Source organism: Dyella psychrodurans (assembly GCF_003363265.1).
Taxonomy (GTDB): domain Bacteria; phylum Pseudomonadota; class Gammaproteobacteria; order Xanthomonadales; family Rhodanobacteraceae; genus Dyella_B; species Dyella_B psychrodurans.
The window spans coordinates 1-15,686 of sequence record NZ_QRBF01000004.1 but is presented as its reverse complement, the minus strand read 5'-3'; the positions used below and the strand labels follow the sequence as shown (position 1 = coordinate 15,686).

Genomic DNA, 15,686 nt, shown 5'->3' with positions numbered 1-15,686 from the left:
CGACGGAGTTAAAGCAAGGTTGGATAGAGGTCGTTCCAGTACGGATTGCTATGCTCGATAAGCTCCAACTTCCATTTGCGATGCCATTTCTTCAGCAACTTTTCCCTTCTTATCGCGGACTCCATGGTTCCGTGCAGCTCATACCAGACAAGGCCGTACGCGCAATGAAGCCTGGTAAAACTGGAAACAAAACCGGAACGATGCTGCCAAATTCGCCGAATCAAATCGGACGTTACGCCAACGTACAGAACGCCGTTCCGTTTGCTGGCAAGCATATAAACACAGGGCTGTCGCAATCTCATGCTGCCGATCTTCGTCGGCAGCTGGCTTGCGGCAAATCCTCCAACAACCCTCACGTCCGTCGCCCCGGCGAAAGCCGGGACCCAGTGACTTCCTACACGACTCATTGAGGAGATCACATTGAACGCCCCGAAATCCCAAAACATCCTCGACCCTGGCTTCGAACTCACGCTGCGCCCCATGCGCTACCCCGAGTTCTACGAGATGTATCGCAACGCGATCAAGAACACCTGGACGGTGGAGGAAGTGGATTTTTCGCTGGACGTCACCGACCTCAAGTCGAAGATGACCGATGCGGATCGCCACCTCATTCATCGCCTGGTCGCCTTCTTCGCCACCGGCGACACGATCGTGGCGAACAACCTGGTGCTCAACCTGTACCAGCACATCAATGCGCCCGAAGCGCGCATGTATCTTTCGCGCCAGCTGTACGAAGAGGCGCTGCATGTGCAGTTCTATCTCACGTTGCTGGACACCTACATTCCCGATCCGAACGAGCGCAACAAGGCGTTCGCCGCCATCGAGAACATCCCGTCGATCCGTCAGAAAGGCGCGTTCTGCTTCAAGTGGATCGACTCCATCCAGAATTTGCAGCGCCTGGAAACGCGCGAACAGCGCCGGCAGTTCCTGCTCAACCTGATCTGCTTCGCGGCGTGCATCGAGGGCCTGTTCTTCTTTGCGGCGTTTGCGTACGTATATTTCCTGCGCTCGCGCGGCCTCCTGCATGGGCTGGCTTCGGGCACCAACTGGGTGTTCCGCGACGAATCGGGCCACATGGCTTTCGCCTTCGACGTCGTGCGCACCGTGCGTGCGCAGGAACCCGAACTCTTCGATGAAGAGATGCGCATGCAAGTAGAGACGATGCTGGAAGAAGCCATCGCCTGCGAAACGCAGTTCGCGGAAGACGTGCTTTCCGGCGGCGTAGCCGGCCTGTCGGTGAAGGACATGCGTCAGTATCTGGAATACTGCGCCGATCAACGCCTGACGCAACTCGACTTGCCGAAGAAATACGGCTCGAAGAATCCCTTCGACTTCATGGATCTGCAGGACGTGCAGGAAGTCACCAACTTCTTCGAACGCCGCGTGTCGGCCTATCAGGTGGGCGTGGGCGGTGAGGTAGCATTCGACATGGCGTTCTGATCATCATCAAGGCCATGCAAACACCGATTATCGATATCACGGACCAGCCCGACCCCGCGGACCTGGCCGTCGTTCGTGCCGGCCTGGATCACTTCAACGCCACGGCCACCGGTATCGACGACCAGCGACCGCTGGCCATATGGGTCAAAGATCCCGACTCGCAGCAGGTTATAGGCGGCGTTACCGGTCGCACATCGCGCGGGCTGCTCTTCGTGGACATGCTCTTTCTACCAGAAGCCCTGCGTGGCGCCGGCGTTGGGAGCAAGTTGTTGAAGATGGCCGAGCAGGAAGGCTCGCGCCGCGGCTGCCGAGTCGGCCTGCTGCACACCCATGCATTCCAGGCGCCGGAGTTTTATCGTCGACATGGTTGGCGCGAACTAGGATCGATTCCCTGCGATCCGCCCGGTAATCGTCGCTTCACCTTCACTAAAGAGCTGTCGGTCGGCGATGATGACTGAGACGACCGCGCACGCCCATCGGACATGCGCGGCTGTATCCGTTACGTCCAGCTGCTGTCGTCGTCGACCCCGCCGCTGAAGTTGTCGTCGTTGAAATCCGTCGACGAGAAATCCTGATTGCCGCCGCCGAAGCCGTCGCGGTTGCCATCGTCGAAGAAATTGTTCTCGGTGACGTTTTCGATCACTTCCGGCTGACCGCCGAAGAAGCCGCCGCCGTGATGGCCGCCGAGCAGGCTTTCGATGCCATCAAACAGGAACATGCCGCCTGCGACGCCCGCGGCCGTGGTCGCGGCGCTCTGCAGGAAGCTCGGCGCGGCGCTTTGCGGCGCGGCGGCCGCGCCGCCGCCGAACAGGCGCTCACGCCATGTCGGGGCTGCTTGTTGCGGCGCCTGCGGCATCGGCGGAGGCGTGTTGCCCCAGGCCGATTGACCGCCAAGGAAGCTGCCGCCGCCCTGCTGTTGACCCAGCTGAGCCTGCAACTGCGCGATCTGCGCCTTCGCGGCATCGAGCGCGTGCTGCTGCAAGAGGCTCCGCTGCACCAGCAGGTAAAGCGCATCGGGCTGACCCGCCAGACGCTGACGGATCAGCGCATCGGCTTGCGCGTCCTTGGCCACGCCGTTGACGGCGGCCAGGCGCTGAAGGAAATCATCGAGAAGAAGTTGTTCCTGGGGAGTCATGGGGTATCCGTTGGACTGCTTAGGGGCGCCGGCACGATGCAGGCATCGAAGAAAGTATGCACGCCTTATGTGACCTCAAGGGGTGACCTTCGCGCTACGCCCGCCGCCATGCGGGGCCGGATTGCGTTCATATTCGGTTGCCCGGCGGCCTATTGACTACAGGTGTAGTCATGGCGTAGCTTGACTACACCTGTAGTCAAGGAAGTCGACCCCCATGAGCAAGCCATCCATCGGCGACCAGGAACTTGCCCTCCTGCACTACCTGGCCGAGCACGAGAACGTCTCGGTGGGCGAAGTGGCCGCCGATTACGGCGAGGAGCGCGGCCTGGCCCGCTCCACGGTCCTCACCATGATGGAGCGCCTGCGCGCCAAGTCCTATCTGAAGCGACGCCATGTCCAAGGCATCTATCGCTACAGCACGGCGACTGGCCCGAACGAAGTGATGAGCAATGCGGTGGGGCAATTCGTCGAAAAGACGTTATCCGGATCGCTCTCGCCGTTTGTCGCATGGATGTCCGAAAAAGCCGAGGTCAGCGACAGCGAACTGGCCGAACTCGAAGCCTTGGTGGCGCAACTGCAGTCGCGGCGCAAGGAGAGTTGAGATGGATATGTTCGCCAACATCATCGATACGCTGTTCGTGCGCCTTGCATGGACTGCAGCGCAGGCAACGCTTCTGATCGGCGCACTGTGGCTACTGATGCGCTACATGCCACGACTTTCAGCCGCGATGCGTTGCATGCTGTGGTGGCTGGTCGGTTTGCAGCTGGTGCTCGGCATCACCGTAAGCACTCCAGTGGAACTGCATTGGCTGAAGCCTGCGATGCAGCCCGCTGCGATAACGACCCGCGTAGCGATCACGCAAACACCTGCCGTCACGAACACGGTATCTGCCGCTGCACCCGTTGCCTCGTTAGAGCAGAACGCTTCTCAAGTGTCCGACGCCACCACCCACACGTGGTCGTGGTCCGAAGCCATCGTCGCATCATGGCTGCTGGGCGTGTTGTTGCAATGTCTTTTCGCCGCCCGGGAATGGTGGGAGAGCCGTTCGCTGCGCAAGCATGCCAAACCCGTGCAAGACGCCACGTTGCGGACGTTGTGCGCACAGCAAGCGCGTACGTTGGCATTGCGCCGTGTTCCGCAGCTGCGCAGGTCGGACGCGATCATATCGCCGCAGGTCACCGGCCTATGGCGTCCCATCGTGCTGCTGCCTGCTGAAGACATGCTGTCCCCCGAAGAACTCGCGATGGCGATGGCTCACGAACTCGCGCACGTTCGTCGCGGCGATCTATGGCTGGGCTGGGTGCCCGCCATTGCGCAGCGCCTGTTCTTTTTCCATCCGCTCGTGAAATGGGCGATGCGCGAGTACGGGATCTACCGAGAAGCCGCTTGCGATGCACAAGTACTTCAGCGCCATCGCGCCACGCCGCAACGTTACGGCCACCTGTTGCTGCGCCTCGGCGTGGCAAGTCCCGTGCACTCCAGCCTGGCTGGCGCGTCTTCCACGTTTTTGAGTCTGAAGAGGCGGCTGATCATGTTGCAGCAAAGCGTAAACGATACGCCGCGGACGCGCGGGTGGCTGCTGGTGGCTGCCATTGCGCTGGCAGGCGTTCTTCCTTATCGCGTCACCGCGACCAGTTCGGAACACGTCATCGTCGAAACACAAACGACCGACGACAGCAGCGTATCGCCTGCCCCGGCACCGGCCATTTCGCCTGCACCAAGGACATCTTCGTCACCTGCTCCGGCCGCATCCGCTATTCCGGCGGCTCACCCCATGCCGGCAGCGCTCGCAAAGCCTTCGTCAGCGCGACATGCTTCACTCGCGATACCGCCTGTACCACCGGTGCCAGCAGCACCGCCCGCGCCCGCTTCACCGCCTGCTCCTCCAGCTCCTCCGGCACCACCTGCTCCACCCTACGAACACAATCTGGGCTTCAACGCTCGCTTCCTGGACATCGATACCGAGCCTCACGCAAGCCGTGGCATCGCGATGTATGACGGTGAATCCGTGATCGTCAATGGCAGCGACGAAGACATTGCCGCGATGCATCGCTTGAGCCGTAAAGACCAGCCTTTGCTGTGGTACCGGCGCGGCGAAGAAGCTTATGTGATTCACGATGCGAACGTGATCCGGCAGGCGCGGAAAGTCTATGAGCCCGCCAATCAGCTGGCACGTGCGCAAGGCGAGCTTGCAGGGAAGCAGGGGGCGCTGGCAGGCCAGCAGAGCGGATTGGCTGCACGTCAAGGCGCGCTCGCGAGCCGTCAGGCCGAACTGGAAAGTCGTCGTGCAGAGCTCGAATCGCAACGCGCTGCCATGCAGGCCAATGCCACAGCCCAGGAAGAGGCCGCGCAAGAAGCGAGCCTGCAAGGCCAGCTCCGCGGCCTGGATATGGAACAGGCGGAAATAGCACGCGAGCATACGATGCTCGACCGGGCTGCGGCCGATCTGGCGAAACAGGAAGCTGATCTGTCCAAGCGCGAAGCAGCCATGCAGGCGCAACAGAAAGCAACATCCGAACAAGTCGATCGGCAACTCGACAAAGTGCTGAACGATGCGGTGTCCAAAGGCCTCGCCGAACCAGCGAATCGTTGAGATGGCACCGCCCGCTGTGCGGTTGACTGCCGGTTGACATCTCGCAGACAACCGCACGGCGCCACACCATCACCCAAAGAACCTCGCACTGCCCACGCCGCCGGGCAGCACGGATTGCTGCACCTTCGTTTCGCGGAGACTATCGATGCTTGGCTATTACTTTGTGTTGGCGCTCTACAGCCTGAAACGCAACCGGGTCATGACAGCGCTGATGATTCTCGCCATCGGATTGGGCATTGGCGCCAGCATGACCATGATCACGGTGTTACATGTGATGTCCGGCGACCCGCTACCGGGACGCAGTGCGCAACTGTTTGTACCTTTGATTGACCCGCGTCCGGTAAGCGGCATCAAGCCCAAAGATACGACACCGGACGGCAACATGACCTGGCCGGACGCGATGTACTTGCTGCATGCCGCTCGCGCAGATCGACAAGCCGCAATGGCAGCCGGTGCCTTGCCTGTTCGGCCGACAGAGAACGCGCTGCATCCGTTTTTCGAATTCGGGCACTACGTCACCGCCGATTTCTTCCTGATGTTCGGCACGCCCTTCCACGCCGGTGGCGGCTGGACAGCGCAGAATGATGCCGAACGCGCACGTGTCGTCGTACTCAATGCGGAGCTCAACCGCAAGCTGTTCGGCACCGCGCCCAGTATCGGGAAAACGGTGCGGCTGAAGAATACGGATTTCCGGGTCATCGGCGTGCTGGACGACTGGCGTCCCCAACCGACGTTCTACGCGCAGATCGACGATCGCGCATTTGGCCGTGGCGATCAGTTTTTCCTGCCGCTGGAAACCGCGCAGGAACTGAAACTCGACTTCAATGGACGCATGACGTGCTGGGGCAGCGGCGGCGATGCACGCACCAGCGATCACTGCGCCTGGCTGCAGTTCTGGGTTCAACTCGACAACCCCGTCAACGCGTACGCCTATCGCCATTTTCTCGCCGATTATTGGCACGACCAACAGGCGCATGGCCGTTTTCCGCGCCCGGTCAATCCGCAGCTTTACGGATTGCTCGACTGGCTGACCGTCCAGCACGTCATTCCCGAAGACCTGCGCCTGCAGCTCTGGCTGGCACTGGGTTTTCTCTTCGTATGCATGGTCAACATCGTCGGCCTGCTGCTTGCCAAGTTTCTGCGTCGAACTGGCGAGATCAGTGTGCGTCGCGCGTTGGGCGCGCGGCGACGCGACATCTTTATGCAGTTGGGCATCGAATCGTCGGTCATCGGCCTGGCCGGCGGCGTTCTGGGCCTGGTCATCGCAGAGCTCGGCCTCTGGAGCGTGCGGCAGCGGCCGGATGGCTACGCGCAGCTGGCGCAAATGGATATGGCGATGTTGCTGGAAACATTCGCACTCGCTGTCGTGGCCAGCCTGCTCGCCGGACTGCTGCCCGCCTGGCGCGCGTGCAACGTCACGCCTGCCTTGCAACTCAAGACCCAGTGAGGCCATATCATGCCGTTGCCACCTATCGTCGCCAGCCTCACCCGCCACAAGCTCACCGCGTGGCTTCTTGTTCTGCAGGTAAGCCTGACGTGCGCCATTGTTTGCAATGTCGCTTTCATGATCGTGCATCGCGCGACGCAGCTACACCTTCCCAGCGGCGTGGCCGAAAACGAACTGGTGTCGATCGAAAGCACCGATCTCGACGGCAGCGCCCCGCAACTCGTACGCCATGACACCGACCTCGCCGCGCTGCGTGCGATAACCGGCGTGAAGTCCGCCGCCGCCGTCGATGCGCTGCCGTTCAATCTCAACGATTGGAGCAACGGCATCGCCCTCGTGCAGGACGGCCCTGCCCGTGCCGCCGCGACAGCCTTCAATGGCACGCCCGGCGAACTGGCGACACTCGGACTGCATCTCGTCGAAGGTCGCGATTTCCTGCCGGCCGAATACGTGCCGTTGGATACCGCGCACGACTGGGCGGGCATCGATCGCGTCCCTGTCACGATCATCACCCGCGCACTGGGCAATCAACTCTTTCCCGGGCAGGATCCGCTCGGCAAATCGATCTACCCCGACGAAAAACCCGTACGTATCGTTGGCATCGTGGATCACCTTATTCGCCCGCATACGCATGACGGCGACGAAGGCGAGTACGCGACGCTGTTACCCATGCTGCCGGATGGGAATGATGTCACCTACGTGCTTCGCACCTCGCCGGAGAACCGCGACCGCGTACTGAAGGAAATGCCCGAAGTATTGAACCGCGTATACGGCAACCGCATTCTTCGTCATGCACAGACGTTCACGCAGCTGCGCGCCGACTACTTTCATCGCAACCGCACCATGATCGGCTTGCTGATCATGGCGGCCGCCGGACTGCTGTTCGTCACCGCACTCGGCATTGCCGGCCTCGCCAGTTTCTGGGTGCAGCAGCGCAAGCGATCCATCGGTATCCGTCGCGCTGTGGGTGCCACGCGTCACGACATCCTGCGCTATTTCCAGACGGAAAACTTTCTTATCGTCACGACCGGCATCGTGCTCGGCTCGCTTTTGGCGTATGCGCTGAATGTGCTGCTGATGACGCATTACGAACAACCACGATTGCCCGTGTCCTATGTGGCTTTCAGCGCTGTCGCACTATGGCTCCTTGGCCAGCTGGCCGTGCTCGGCCCTGCGTTGCGCGCGGCGGCCGTCCCGCCCTTGGTCGCAACCCGCTCCGCCTGAAAACACACGACATCATTCGTGCCCGTGGATGATCTGCGCCAGCGCCGTCATGACGCGCGCATCGGCTTGCGCGGGCGACCAGCTCACGATCTGCGTCAAGGCGTATGTCTTGCGCAGATGACGAATCACCTGCAATCCCAGCCAGTAACCCGACCTGTTGGGCAGATCCTGCTGATAAGGCGATGCGGCGGCGTTGAACCAGCGCTTGAAGATTTCCGGGTGCTCGGGATCGATCGCCTTGCTGCGCGCGTCGGTCAGAAAGCGCGAAGCGATGGCGGGCAGGCGACTCTTGGCTATCGCTCCGAGATCGTCCTGCAACAACAGCTCGCCATCCGTATGTCCCGGCGAAAGTTCTCCGCTCACGTACGTGGCGAGCCCTTCCTCGAACAAGGGCAGCGTGAGCGCCACGCCCGGCATCACGCCGTCGTTGCGAATGCCGGCGTGCATGGCGTGATAGACATGAAACGATTCGTGCGGCACGACGATGTCGAGATTCGCCTGCTCCAGCAACAGCGAGTCGACCGCAAAGGCCAGCACCAGCGACCCATCGGGCAGTACGCCGCTCTTGGCATCGAAATTGGGCGCAAGCACGAACGCTATCGGCGGATGCTCGGCAGCATCGGGAAACAGGCGGCGGAAGTCTGGGTAGTGCGTATCGACGGCTTTCTGCAACGCACGCGACTCGGCCGGAATATCCGAGGCGATCCTCGGATATTCGGCGAAACGCGCCTGCAGGAACCGCTGCTTGCGCGCCTGCCAATCCGGATGATCCTGCTCTTCCCACACGACGGATGCATAGAGATCGCGACGCGGCGCCTCGATCTCGCCATCCCAAAGCTGTTCCTGCTTCGCAAAGGGTTGTCCTTGCGCGGCCTGCCAGAAAGCGGCGAACGATGCCGTGATATCCGGCGACGATGCCGCGCAAACCACCGGCAGGCATGCCGCGAGCAGCAGCAGACACGTTGCGCTTGCTGCTGCTCGCATCGCTTGCCTCAGCGCCAGGGCCAGGCCTTGAGCTGATATTCCGTCGGCGGTGTGTCGCCGGCCAGATACGTCACGAAGTAATCCCAGCGACGACGCGTCGCATACGGCGTCGCCGCGGCGTAACCGTGATGCACGTTCGGGATCAACAGCATGTCGAAGTTCTTGTTGGCCTTGATCAGCGCATCGATCACCAGCAAGGTGTTGTAGGGCGGCACGTTGTCGTCGATCGAGCCGTGCACCAGCATCAGGCGTCCCTTGAGGTTCTTGGCGATGTTCTCGTTGGCCTGATTGTCGTAGTTGGTCGTACCGTCCTTGTTGGTGACCAGCAGACCCTGCCACTTCTCCGCCCAGTCGTCCTCGTACTCGCGGTTTTCGTGGTTGCCGCTTTCGGCCCAGCCGACCTTGAAGAAGTCCGGGTAGCTGAACATCGCGTCCGCCGTGGCGTTGCCGCCGCCGGAGTGTCCCCAGATGCCTACACGATCCAGATCGATCCACGGATAACGCTGCCCGAGCTGCTTGATGGCAGTCACCTGGTCGGGCAGCGTGTTGTCGCCCATGTTGCCGAACCACGCATCGTGGAACGACTTGGAGCGCCACGGCGTACCCATGCCGTCGATGGCGACGACGATGAAGCCCAGCTCGGCCAGCGACTGATGATCGGCCTGCGCCGGCGCAAAGCCGTAGGTGTACACCGAACCGGTCTGCGGACCCGGGTAGATGTAATCGATCACCGGATACTTCTTGCTCGGATCGAAATGCGTGGGCTTGAACATCAAGCCGTACAGATCGGTCTTGCCGTCGCGCGCCTTCACGATGATCTGTTGCGGCGGCTGCCAGCCCGTGGCAAGCAGGCGCGAAATGTCCGCCTTGGCCACGGTCGCCACCGTGTGGCCGTCGTTCGCATCGCGCAGCACGGTGACGGGCGGCTTGTCGGTGGTCGAATAGCTGTCGACGAAGTATTTGCCGTCGTCGGACATCGTGACGGTGTGATCGGCCGGCTCCGGCGACAGCAGCACGGGCTCGCCACCGTCCAGGCTTACCTTCCAGAACTGCTGATAGTACGGATTGACGCCCTGCGTGCGGCCCACGCCGCGGAACCACACCGTGCGCGTCTTCGCATCCACCTTAAGCACTTCGGTGACGTTGCCGTCGCCCGTGGTGATGGCATGCTTGAGCTTGCCGTCGGCGAGATCGTAGAGATACAGATTGCCCCAGTTGTTGCGCTCGCTGAACCACATGGCTTCGTTCGTGCCCGGCAGATAGCGCCAGTTCACCGCGCCGTTGCCGCTTTCGTAATACGTGGGCACGTCTTCGTGGAACACGGTGCGCACTTCGCCGGTTTTCGCATCGGCGATGCGGAAGGTTTCGTGCTTGTGATCGCGCGAGGTCGAGACGAACGCGAGCGTGTTGCCGTCCGGCGCCCACTTCACGTCATCCCAGCCGCCGTCTTCGCCGCAGCTAATGTCGTCGCACAGCGAGGAGCGATGCTCGTCGGGCTCCATCTTCAGGCGCACGACCTTGTGGCCGGGCACGTCGATGATCACGCGCTCGATCATCGTGACGTTCTTGTCGCCGGCCAGCGGATACTTCCACGACTGCAACTCGGGGTGACCGAGCTTCGTCGTCACCAGATACATGTCGCCGTCCTTGCGCTGATCCTGCTGGAAGGTCGCGATCTGCTTGGAATCGGGCGACCACTCCAGGATGGCGTTGTCGGTGTGTTTCCAGCCGGCGTTGTCGGTGGCGTAGCCGAAGTTCTCGACGCCATCGGTGGTGAGCTGGGTTTCCTTGCCGGTGGCGACATCGCGCACCCACAGGTTCCAGTCGCGGATGAACGCTTCCTGCTTGCGGTCCGGTGAAAGCACGCCCGGCTCCTTGCCGGTTTTCACGACCGTGCTCTTGTCCACGCAATGACCGGCACCCTTGAAGTCGCACAGGTAGTGCGTACCGTGCACTTCGATGTCGTCGCGGCCATCGGCCGCCACGCGGAAATCGGTGATCTCGAGCTTGTCGGCCTTCACGGGCTTGCCGGTGGCCTTGCTCAATGCCGCGGCGAGTTTCGCCTGATCGAGCAGCGGCGAGACGTTGCCATTGCTCGCATCCATCTGCTTGTAATGATCGCCGGATGCATCGTGGTCGAGATACCAGAAGTGCGCATCGTCCAGCCAGTGCACTTTGCCGACGTCATGGTCCACCAGCGGCCGCGTGTTGTAGACCATGTAACGCTCGGCCTGCGCATAATCCTGCGCCGTCAGCGTACGGCCTTGGGCCGCGGCGTTGCCCGCATACGAGGTGGCGGCCAACAGCCCGCACACCAGAGCGCCGTACAGGCGCGACATGCCGATCTTCGAATGCATGCTTACTCCCCTTGAAAAACGAACGGCCGCGGATGCGGCCACCCCAACACTGTCACCACCCTTCATCGTAATGCCCGCCGCACACCCCGACCCCTGCCAAAGGTACTTGGCACGATGGCGCCCGGACAGGCCACGCCGTATTGTGTGCGCTCCCCTCCCACACCCCGCAACCCATGAGCCCTACGCTGCCCGAAGCCCGCCTGCTGGAAATGGTTTTCCCCGATCACACCAATCATCTCGGCACGCTGTTCGGCGGCCAGGCGCTGGCGTGGATGGACAAGGCGGCCTTCATCGTCGCTTCGCGCCACGCGAGGCGCATCGTGGTCACGGCGCGCTCGGAAGAAGTGAACTTTCGCGTGCCGGTGCGCAACGGTCAGCTGGTGGAACTGGTGGCGCGCATCGTCGGCACCGGGCGCAGCTCGATGCAGGTGGAAGTGGAGATGACTGCCGAAGATCCGCTTACCGGCGATCGCCGCGTATGCACCACCGGCCGCTTCGTGATGATCGCGCTGGATTCCAACGGTTCGCCCACGTCGGTGCCATCATTGCCTTCTGCCTGAGGAATATCGCCCATGTCGAGCACACTGACCGTCATTGGCAATTACGTCTCGCCCTACGTCCGCAAGGTGTTGGTATGCCTGGACCTGAAGGGAATCGATTACGCGATCGACCCGATCGCGCCCTTTATCGGCAATGACGAATTCACACGCCTGAGTCCATTGCGGCGGGTGCCGGTGCTGATCGATGGCGATCTTGTGCTCAACGATTCGTCGGTGATTTGCCAGTACCTGGAAGACAAATATCCGACGCCCTCGCTTTATCCGGTCGATATCGTCAAACGCGCGAAAGCGCGCTGGCTGGAAGAGTTTGCCGATACGCGGCTGGCGGATGTGCTGATATGGCGGCTGTTTTATCAGCTGGCGATTCGTCGGCATGTGTTTGGCGAGACGACAGACGAGGCCGTGGTGCAGAAAGCGCGCGAGGTGGATATTCCTTCCGCGCTCGATTATCTGGAGACGCAGTTGCCGGTGGACGGCTTTGTTTTCGGTGAACTGTCGATCGCGGATATCAGCCTTGCCTGTTATTTCCGTACCGCGTCGTTTGTGCGTTATGCGGTGGATGCCGAGAAGTGGCCGCGTGTGGCGGCGCTTGTGCAGCGGATGCTTGCGTTGCCTTCGTTTCAGAAGTTGGCGCGGTTGGAGGACAGCATGTTGCGGTTGCCTTTGGCGCAGCAGCGTGAGGCGTTGGTGGCGGCGGGGGCGCCGCTTACGGAGTGGACGATGGGGTGTGGGGTGCCGCGTTATGGGTTTCCGCGGGGCTGATTTTTATTGTTGTTCCATGGTTTTGGTCCGCGCCTAGTCGCCTCACTGCTCGCGCAATGCATCACGCTCGTCGTCCCGGCGGAAGCCGGGACCCAGTGACTTTGGTTTTTGGCTGTGCTGGTGTGTTTTCGCCAGATGGCTCGCCTACGCGGCGGGCGTTTCGACCGTCTGCCGACGGCCGAGTCACTTTCTCTTGCTTGCCCAAGAGAAAGATAACCAAAGAGAAGGGCACCCCGGAGCCGGTGCTCTCCGGGCTACGCCCTCCGAGGCGTGAGCTGGGGCCGGGCTTTTCGACAGGGCTCCTGCCCTGGCGAAAAGGGATCGGCATCCCTGCCGATCCCCCTGCGGGCCTTTTCGTCCCCAGCTCACTCACCGCCTACGGGGCCCGGGGCGCGCGCAGCGCGCACTTTTAAAAAGAGCTAAAACCCTAGAGCCCGTGCAAAAGAGCAAAGAGCGGCATGCAACGACACACCCGCTCTTTCCGGCGCTACGCGCCGGCATCGAGGGCGCACATCGCGCGCTGCTCTGGCTCTAGCTCCTGCTCTTGACCTTGGGGCCCCTTGGACCCGGCGGAGGGATGGAGGATCAGCCCGTAGGGGAGCCGGCATGGATGCCGGCTCGTTTTTCGTCAGCACAGGATGTGCTGTCGAAAAACCCCGTAATCCCTCCGCGCACTTTGCGGGCAAAGCCCGCAAAGCGGGTACTCGGGGCTGCCCTTTCTTTGGGTTACTTTTCTTTGGGCAAGCAAAGAAAAGTGACCCGGCCGCCGGCAGGCGGTCGGAACGCCCGCCGCGTAGGCGAGCAATCTGGCGTCAACGCACAACTAAAAACCGACGCCACTGGATCCCGGCCTACGCCGGGATGACGACCAGGAGACGTGACGCGAGCAACGAAGCAAAAGCACAAGCGACATCAAAGCTGCTTCGCCATCACCCCCACCAACCAATCCACAAACACCCTCAACCTAGCCGGCATCTGCCGATGCGCCGAATAAAGCACCGTCACCGGCAACGAAGGCGGCGGCGTCTCCGGCAAAATCTCCTTCAACCGCCCACTCGCCAATCCCTCCGCCGCCCGATACCGCGGAAACTGCGCAATGCCCAAACCCGCCTCGCAACAACTCAAATACGCCTCGACCCCGCTGACCGTCACGCGCCCGGGCAATACCACCTCGCGCCGCTTGCGTTTCACCATGAAATCCAGCGGTTCGGAGCGATGTGTCGTCGGCGACGCCCAGTTCACCGCGTAGTGACCGTCCTGCAGATCCGCCAGTGTGCGCGGCGATCCTTCGCGACGCACATAAGCCGCACTCGCCACGGTGACTTGTTCAAGCGTGCCGACACGCCGCCCCACCAATCCGGAATCGGGCAACTGACCGACGCGCAGCACGCAGTCGACGCCTTCGCGCAGCAAGTCGACGAGGCGATCGCCGGTGCCGATATCCAGCTCTATCTGCGGATAGCGCGCAAAAAAAGCCGGCAATGACGGAATCAACCAGAGCTTGGCCATCTGCGCCGGCAGATCGATGCGCAAGCGCCCGCGCGGCTGCACATTGGTCTCGCGAAAATCGGTTTCGACCGCATCCACGTCGGCCAGCAGGCGTACGCAATGGTTGTAGTACGCCTCGCCATCGCGCGTGGTGCGCACGCGTCGCGTGGTCCGCTGCAGCAACTGCGTTCGCAGTCGCTCTTCCAATCCTTTGATGGCGTGGGTGACGGTGGCGCGCGGCAGGTTCAGGTCGTCCGCCGCCGCGGTGAAGCTGCCCAGTTCGACGATTCGCGCAAACAGGCGCATGGCATCGAGGCGGTCCATGGATTGTTGATCCAAATGGAATGGTGATGCTCATTATTGAGCATTTATCGAAACCCCGCACGAGCCGAAGATGCGCGCACTCTTTCCCCACTGCGAGACCCCACCATGCAGACACGCATACTCGGCAAGAATGGCCCCACCGTTTCCGCGCTCGGGCTCGGTTGCATGGGCATGAGCGATTTCTACGGACAGCGGGATGATGCCGAGTCGATCGCCACCATCCACCACGCCTTGGATCGCGGCGTCACGCTGCTCGATACCGCCGACATGTACGGACCGTTCACCAACGAGGAGCTGGTCGGCAAGGCCATCAAGGGGCGCCGCGATCAGGTGTTCCTGGCGACCAAGTTCGGCATCGTGCGCGATCCGGCCAATCCGCAGAACCGCGGCGTCAGCGGCCGTCCGGATTACGTACGCGCCAGTTGCGACAACAGCCTGAAGCGCCTGGGCGTGGATCACATCGATCTGTATTACCAGCATCGTGTCGATCCGACCGTGCCGATCGAGGAAACCATCGGCGCGATGGCCGAGCTGGTAACGGCCGGCAAGGTGCGTTACCTGGGCATGTCGGAAGCTTCGGCAACGACCATCGAACGCGCGAGCAAGGTGCACACGATCACCGCGTTGCAGAGCGAATATTCGCTATGGACGCGCGATCCGGAAGAGAACGACACGCTTGCACTCTGCCGCGAGCTGGGCATCGCGCTGGTGGCGTATTCGCCGCTGGGCCGCGGCTTTCTCACGGGCGCGATCACCCGTCCGGAAGATTTCGACGCCGACGATTACCGCCGCACCAACCCGCGTTTCCAGGGCGAGAACTTCACGCGCAACCTGCAGCTGGTGAAGCAGGTCGAAGCGCTCGCGGAAGAAAAGGGCTGCTCGCCCGCGCAGCTCGCGCTGGCGTGGGTGCTGGCGCAGGGTCGGGACATCGTGCCGATTCCGGGCACCAAGCGCCGTTCGCGCCTGGACGAAAACCTCGGCGCACTCGATGTGGAGCTAAGCAAGGCCGAGCTTGCCTCCATCGCGGAGATCTTCCCGATCGAGGCCGTCGCCGGTGCGCGCTACGCGCCGGCCGCCATGGCCCACATCAATAAGTAATCGGCAGCACCCGGGAAAGTGTTAGGGATGCTCTGATCCATTCTTCGTAGGCGTCACCAGCTCTGTTTGTTCGCAGGCCACAGGGCCGTCGGCGAAGGCAGACTGGCCGTCTGTCGAGACGACGGACCGCACGCGGGGAGGGCACATGGATGTGCCCTGCTCTGAGGAGCGAGGAAGGCATGCGGACAAACAGAGCTGGCCCCACGTGCTGAAATTTTAATGATGGGTGATGTCCAGAAGGCCCGCAGGCTGCGCCGCACGGCTTGGAAAGAC

Annotated in this window: 14 protein-coding genes; 9 read left to right on the top strand and 5 right to left on the bottom strand. The window is 61.9% G+C overall.

Going from position 1 to position 15,686, the window contains the following annotated elements; genetic code table 11:
• Nucleotides 1-8: 8 nt before the first annotated feature.
• The gene (locus DWU99_RS11560; RefSeq protein WP_325048473.1) at nt 9-275 is read right to left on the bottom strand and encodes a GIY-YIG nuclease family protein; all 267 of its coding nucleotides are present in this window, start codon (nt 273-275) and stop codon (nt 9-11) included.
• A gap of 205 nt (nt 276-480) precedes the next feature.
• Here DWU99_RS11560 and DWU99_RS11555 point away from each other — a divergent pair, with 205 nt between their 5' ends.
• Together DWU99_RS11555 and DWU99_RS11550 are read left to right on the top strand one after the other, a co-directional pair.
• Nucleotides 481-1,440 (top strand): ribonucleotide-diphosphate reductase subunit beta, encoded by a 960-nt coding sequence (locus tag DWU99_RS11555; protein ID WP_233511122.1) that lies wholly within the window; start codon nt 481-483, stop codon nt 1,438-1,440.
• Between the two features lie 14 nt (nt 1,441-1,454).
• Nucleotides 1,455-1,898 (top strand): GNAT family N-acetyltransferase, encoded by a 444-nt coding sequence (locus DWU99_RS11550; RefSeq protein WP_115478219.1) that lies wholly within the window; start codon nt 1,455-1,457, stop codon nt 1,896-1,898.
• Nucleotides 1,899-1,939: 41 nt separating this feature from the next.
• On the opposite strand, the gene DWU99_RS11545 is transcribed toward DWU99_RS11550, so the two are convergent.
• Nucleotides 1,940-2,575 carry a DUF2076 family protein gene (locus tag DWU99_RS11545; protein WP_115478218.1) on the bottom strand — a complete coding sequence of 212 codons (636 nt, stop codon included), beginning with the start codon at nt 2,573-2,575 and terminating at the stop codon, nt 1,940-1,942.
• A gap of 214 nt (nt 2,576-2,789) precedes the next feature.
• Between DWU99_RS11545 and DWU99_RS11540 the strand changes: the two genes are divergently transcribed.
• From DWU99_RS11540 to DWU99_RS11525, 4 genes are all read left to right on the top strand, one after another.
• The gene (locus DWU99_RS11540) at nt 2,790-3,176 is read left to right on the top strand and encodes a BlaI/MecI/CopY family transcriptional regulator (RefSeq protein WP_115478217.1); all 387 of its coding nucleotides are present in this window, start codon (nt 2,790-2,792) and stop codon (nt 3,174-3,176) included.
• Nucleotide 3,177: 1 nt separating this feature from the next.
• Nucleotides 3,178-5,169: a M56 family metallopeptidase gene (locus DWU99_RS21340; RefSeq protein WP_115478216.1), complete on the top strand. Its 1,992-nt coding sequence runs from the start codon at nt 3,178-3,180 to the stop codon at nt 5,167-5,169.
• Nucleotides 5,170-5,314: 145 nt separating this feature from the next.
• On the top strand, nt 5,315-6,616 hold the full coding sequence (locus tag DWU99_RS11530) for an ABC transporter permease (RefSeq protein WP_115478215.1): 1,302 nt from the start codon (nt 5,315-5,317) through the stop codon (nt 6,614-6,616).
• A 9-nt stretch (nt 6,617-6,625) separates the two neighbouring features.
• Entirely contained in the window at nt 6,626-7,840 is a 1,215-nt protein-coding gene (locus DWU99_RS11525) for an ABC transporter permease (protein ID WP_115478214.1), read from the top strand.
• Between the two features lie 12 nt (nt 7,841-7,852).
• Here the strand turns inward: DWU99_RS11525 and DWU99_RS11520 are convergent, their stop codons facing one another.
• Both DWU99_RS11520 and DWU99_RS11515 read right to left on the bottom strand, forming a co-directional pair.
• A complete protein-coding gene (locus DWU99_RS11520) occupies nt 7,853-8,824 on the bottom strand; it encodes a hypothetical protein (RefSeq protein WP_115478213.1) in 972 nt (323 codons plus the stop codon).
• Nucleotides 8,825-8,832: 8 nt separating this feature from the next.
• Nucleotides 8,833-11,181, bottom strand: coding sequence for a S9 family peptidase (locus DWU99_RS11515; RefSeq protein WP_115478212.1), 2,349 nt, complete (start codon nt 11,179-11,181; stop codon nt 8,833-8,835).
• 173 nt (nt 11,182-11,354) lie between these two features.
• On the opposite strand from DWU99_RS11515, the gene DWU99_RS11510 reads away from it, so the two are divergent.
• Nucleotides 11,355-11,741: an acyl-CoA thioesterase gene (locus DWU99_RS11510; protein WP_115478211.1), complete on the top strand. Its 387-nt coding sequence runs from the start codon at nt 11,355-11,357 to the stop codon at nt 11,739-11,741.
• A gap of 12 nt (nt 11,742-11,753) precedes the next feature.
• Nucleotides 11,754-12,503, top strand: coding sequence for a glutathione S-transferase family protein (locus tag DWU99_RS11505; protein ID WP_115478210.1), 750 nt, complete (start codon nt 11,754-11,756; stop codon nt 12,501-12,503).
• A 912-nt stretch (nt 12,504-13,415) separates the two neighbouring features.
• On the opposite strand, the gene DWU99_RS11500 is transcribed toward DWU99_RS11505, so the two are convergent.
• Nucleotides 13,416-14,315 carry a LysR family transcriptional regulator gene (locus DWU99_RS11500; RefSeq protein WP_115478209.1) on the bottom strand — a complete coding sequence of 300 codons (900 nt, stop codon included), beginning with the start codon at nt 14,313-14,315 and terminating at the stop codon, nt 13,416-13,418.
• Nucleotides 14,316-14,420: 105 nt separating this feature from the next.
• Between DWU99_RS11500 and DWU99_RS11495 the strand changes: the two genes are divergently transcribed.
• Nucleotides 14,421-15,413 (top strand): aldo/keto reductase, encoded by a 993-nt coding sequence (locus DWU99_RS11495; RefSeq protein ID WP_115478208.1) that lies wholly within the window; start codon nt 14,421-14,423, stop codon nt 15,411-15,413.
• Nucleotides 15,414-15,686: the final 273 nt, after the last annotated feature.

Excerpts from the sequence above, each read along its gene's own strand:
- DWU99_RS11560 (WP_325048473.1), bottom strand. The coding sequence starts at position 275 with ATGCTTGCCAGCAAACGGAACGGCGTTCTGTACGTTGGCGTAACGTCC.
- DWU99_RS11555 (WP_233511122.1), top strand. The coding sequence starts at position 481 with ATGCGCTACCCCGAGTTCTACGAGATGTATCGCAACGCGATCAAGAAC.
- DWU99_RS11550 (WP_115478219.1), top strand. The coding sequence starts at position 1,455 with ATGCAAACACCGATTATCGATATCACGGACCAGCCCGACCCCGCGGAC.
- DWU99_RS11545 (WP_115478218.1), bottom strand. The coding sequence starts at position 2,575 with ATGACTCCCCAGGAACAACTTCTTCTCGATGATTTCCTTCAGCGCCTG.
- DWU99_RS11540 (WP_115478217.1), top strand. The coding sequence starts at position 2,790 with ATGAGCAAGCCATCCATCGGCGACCAGGAACTTGCCCTCCTGCACTAC.
- DWU99_RS21340 (WP_115478216.1), top strand. The coding sequence starts at position 3,178 with ATGGATATGTTCGCCAACATCATCGATACGCTGTTCGTGCGCCTTGCA.
- DWU99_RS11530 (WP_115478215.1), top strand. The coding sequence starts at position 5,315 with ATGCTTGGCTATTACTTTGTGTTGGCGCTCTACAGCCTGAAACGCAAC.
- DWU99_RS11525 (WP_115478214.1), top strand. The coding sequence starts at position 6,626 with ATGCCGTTGCCACCTATCGTCGCCAGCCTCACCCGCCACAAGCTCACC.
- DWU99_RS11520 (WP_115478213.1), bottom strand. The coding sequence starts at position 8,824 with ATGCGAGCAGCAGCAAGCGCAACGTGTCTGCTGCTGCTCGCGGCATGC.
- DWU99_RS11515 (WP_115478212.1), bottom strand. The coding sequence starts at position 11,181 with ATGCATTCGAAGATCGGCATGTCGCGCCTGTACGGCGCTCTGGTGTGC.
- DWU99_RS11510 (WP_115478211.1), top strand. The coding sequence starts at position 11,355 with ATGAGCCCTACGCTGCCCGAAGCCCGCCTGCTGGAAATGGTTTTCCCC.
- DWU99_RS11505 (WP_115478210.1), top strand. The coding sequence starts at position 11,754 with ATGTCGAGCACACTGACCGTCATTGGCAATTACGTCTCGCCCTACGTC.
- DWU99_RS11500 (WP_115478209.1), bottom strand. The coding sequence starts at position 14,315 with ATGGACCGCCTCGATGCCATGCGCCTGTTTGCGCGAATCGTCGAACTG.
- DWU99_RS11495 (WP_115478208.1), top strand. The coding sequence starts at position 14,421 with ATGCAGACACGCATACTCGGCAAGAATGGCCCCACCGTTTCCGCGCTC.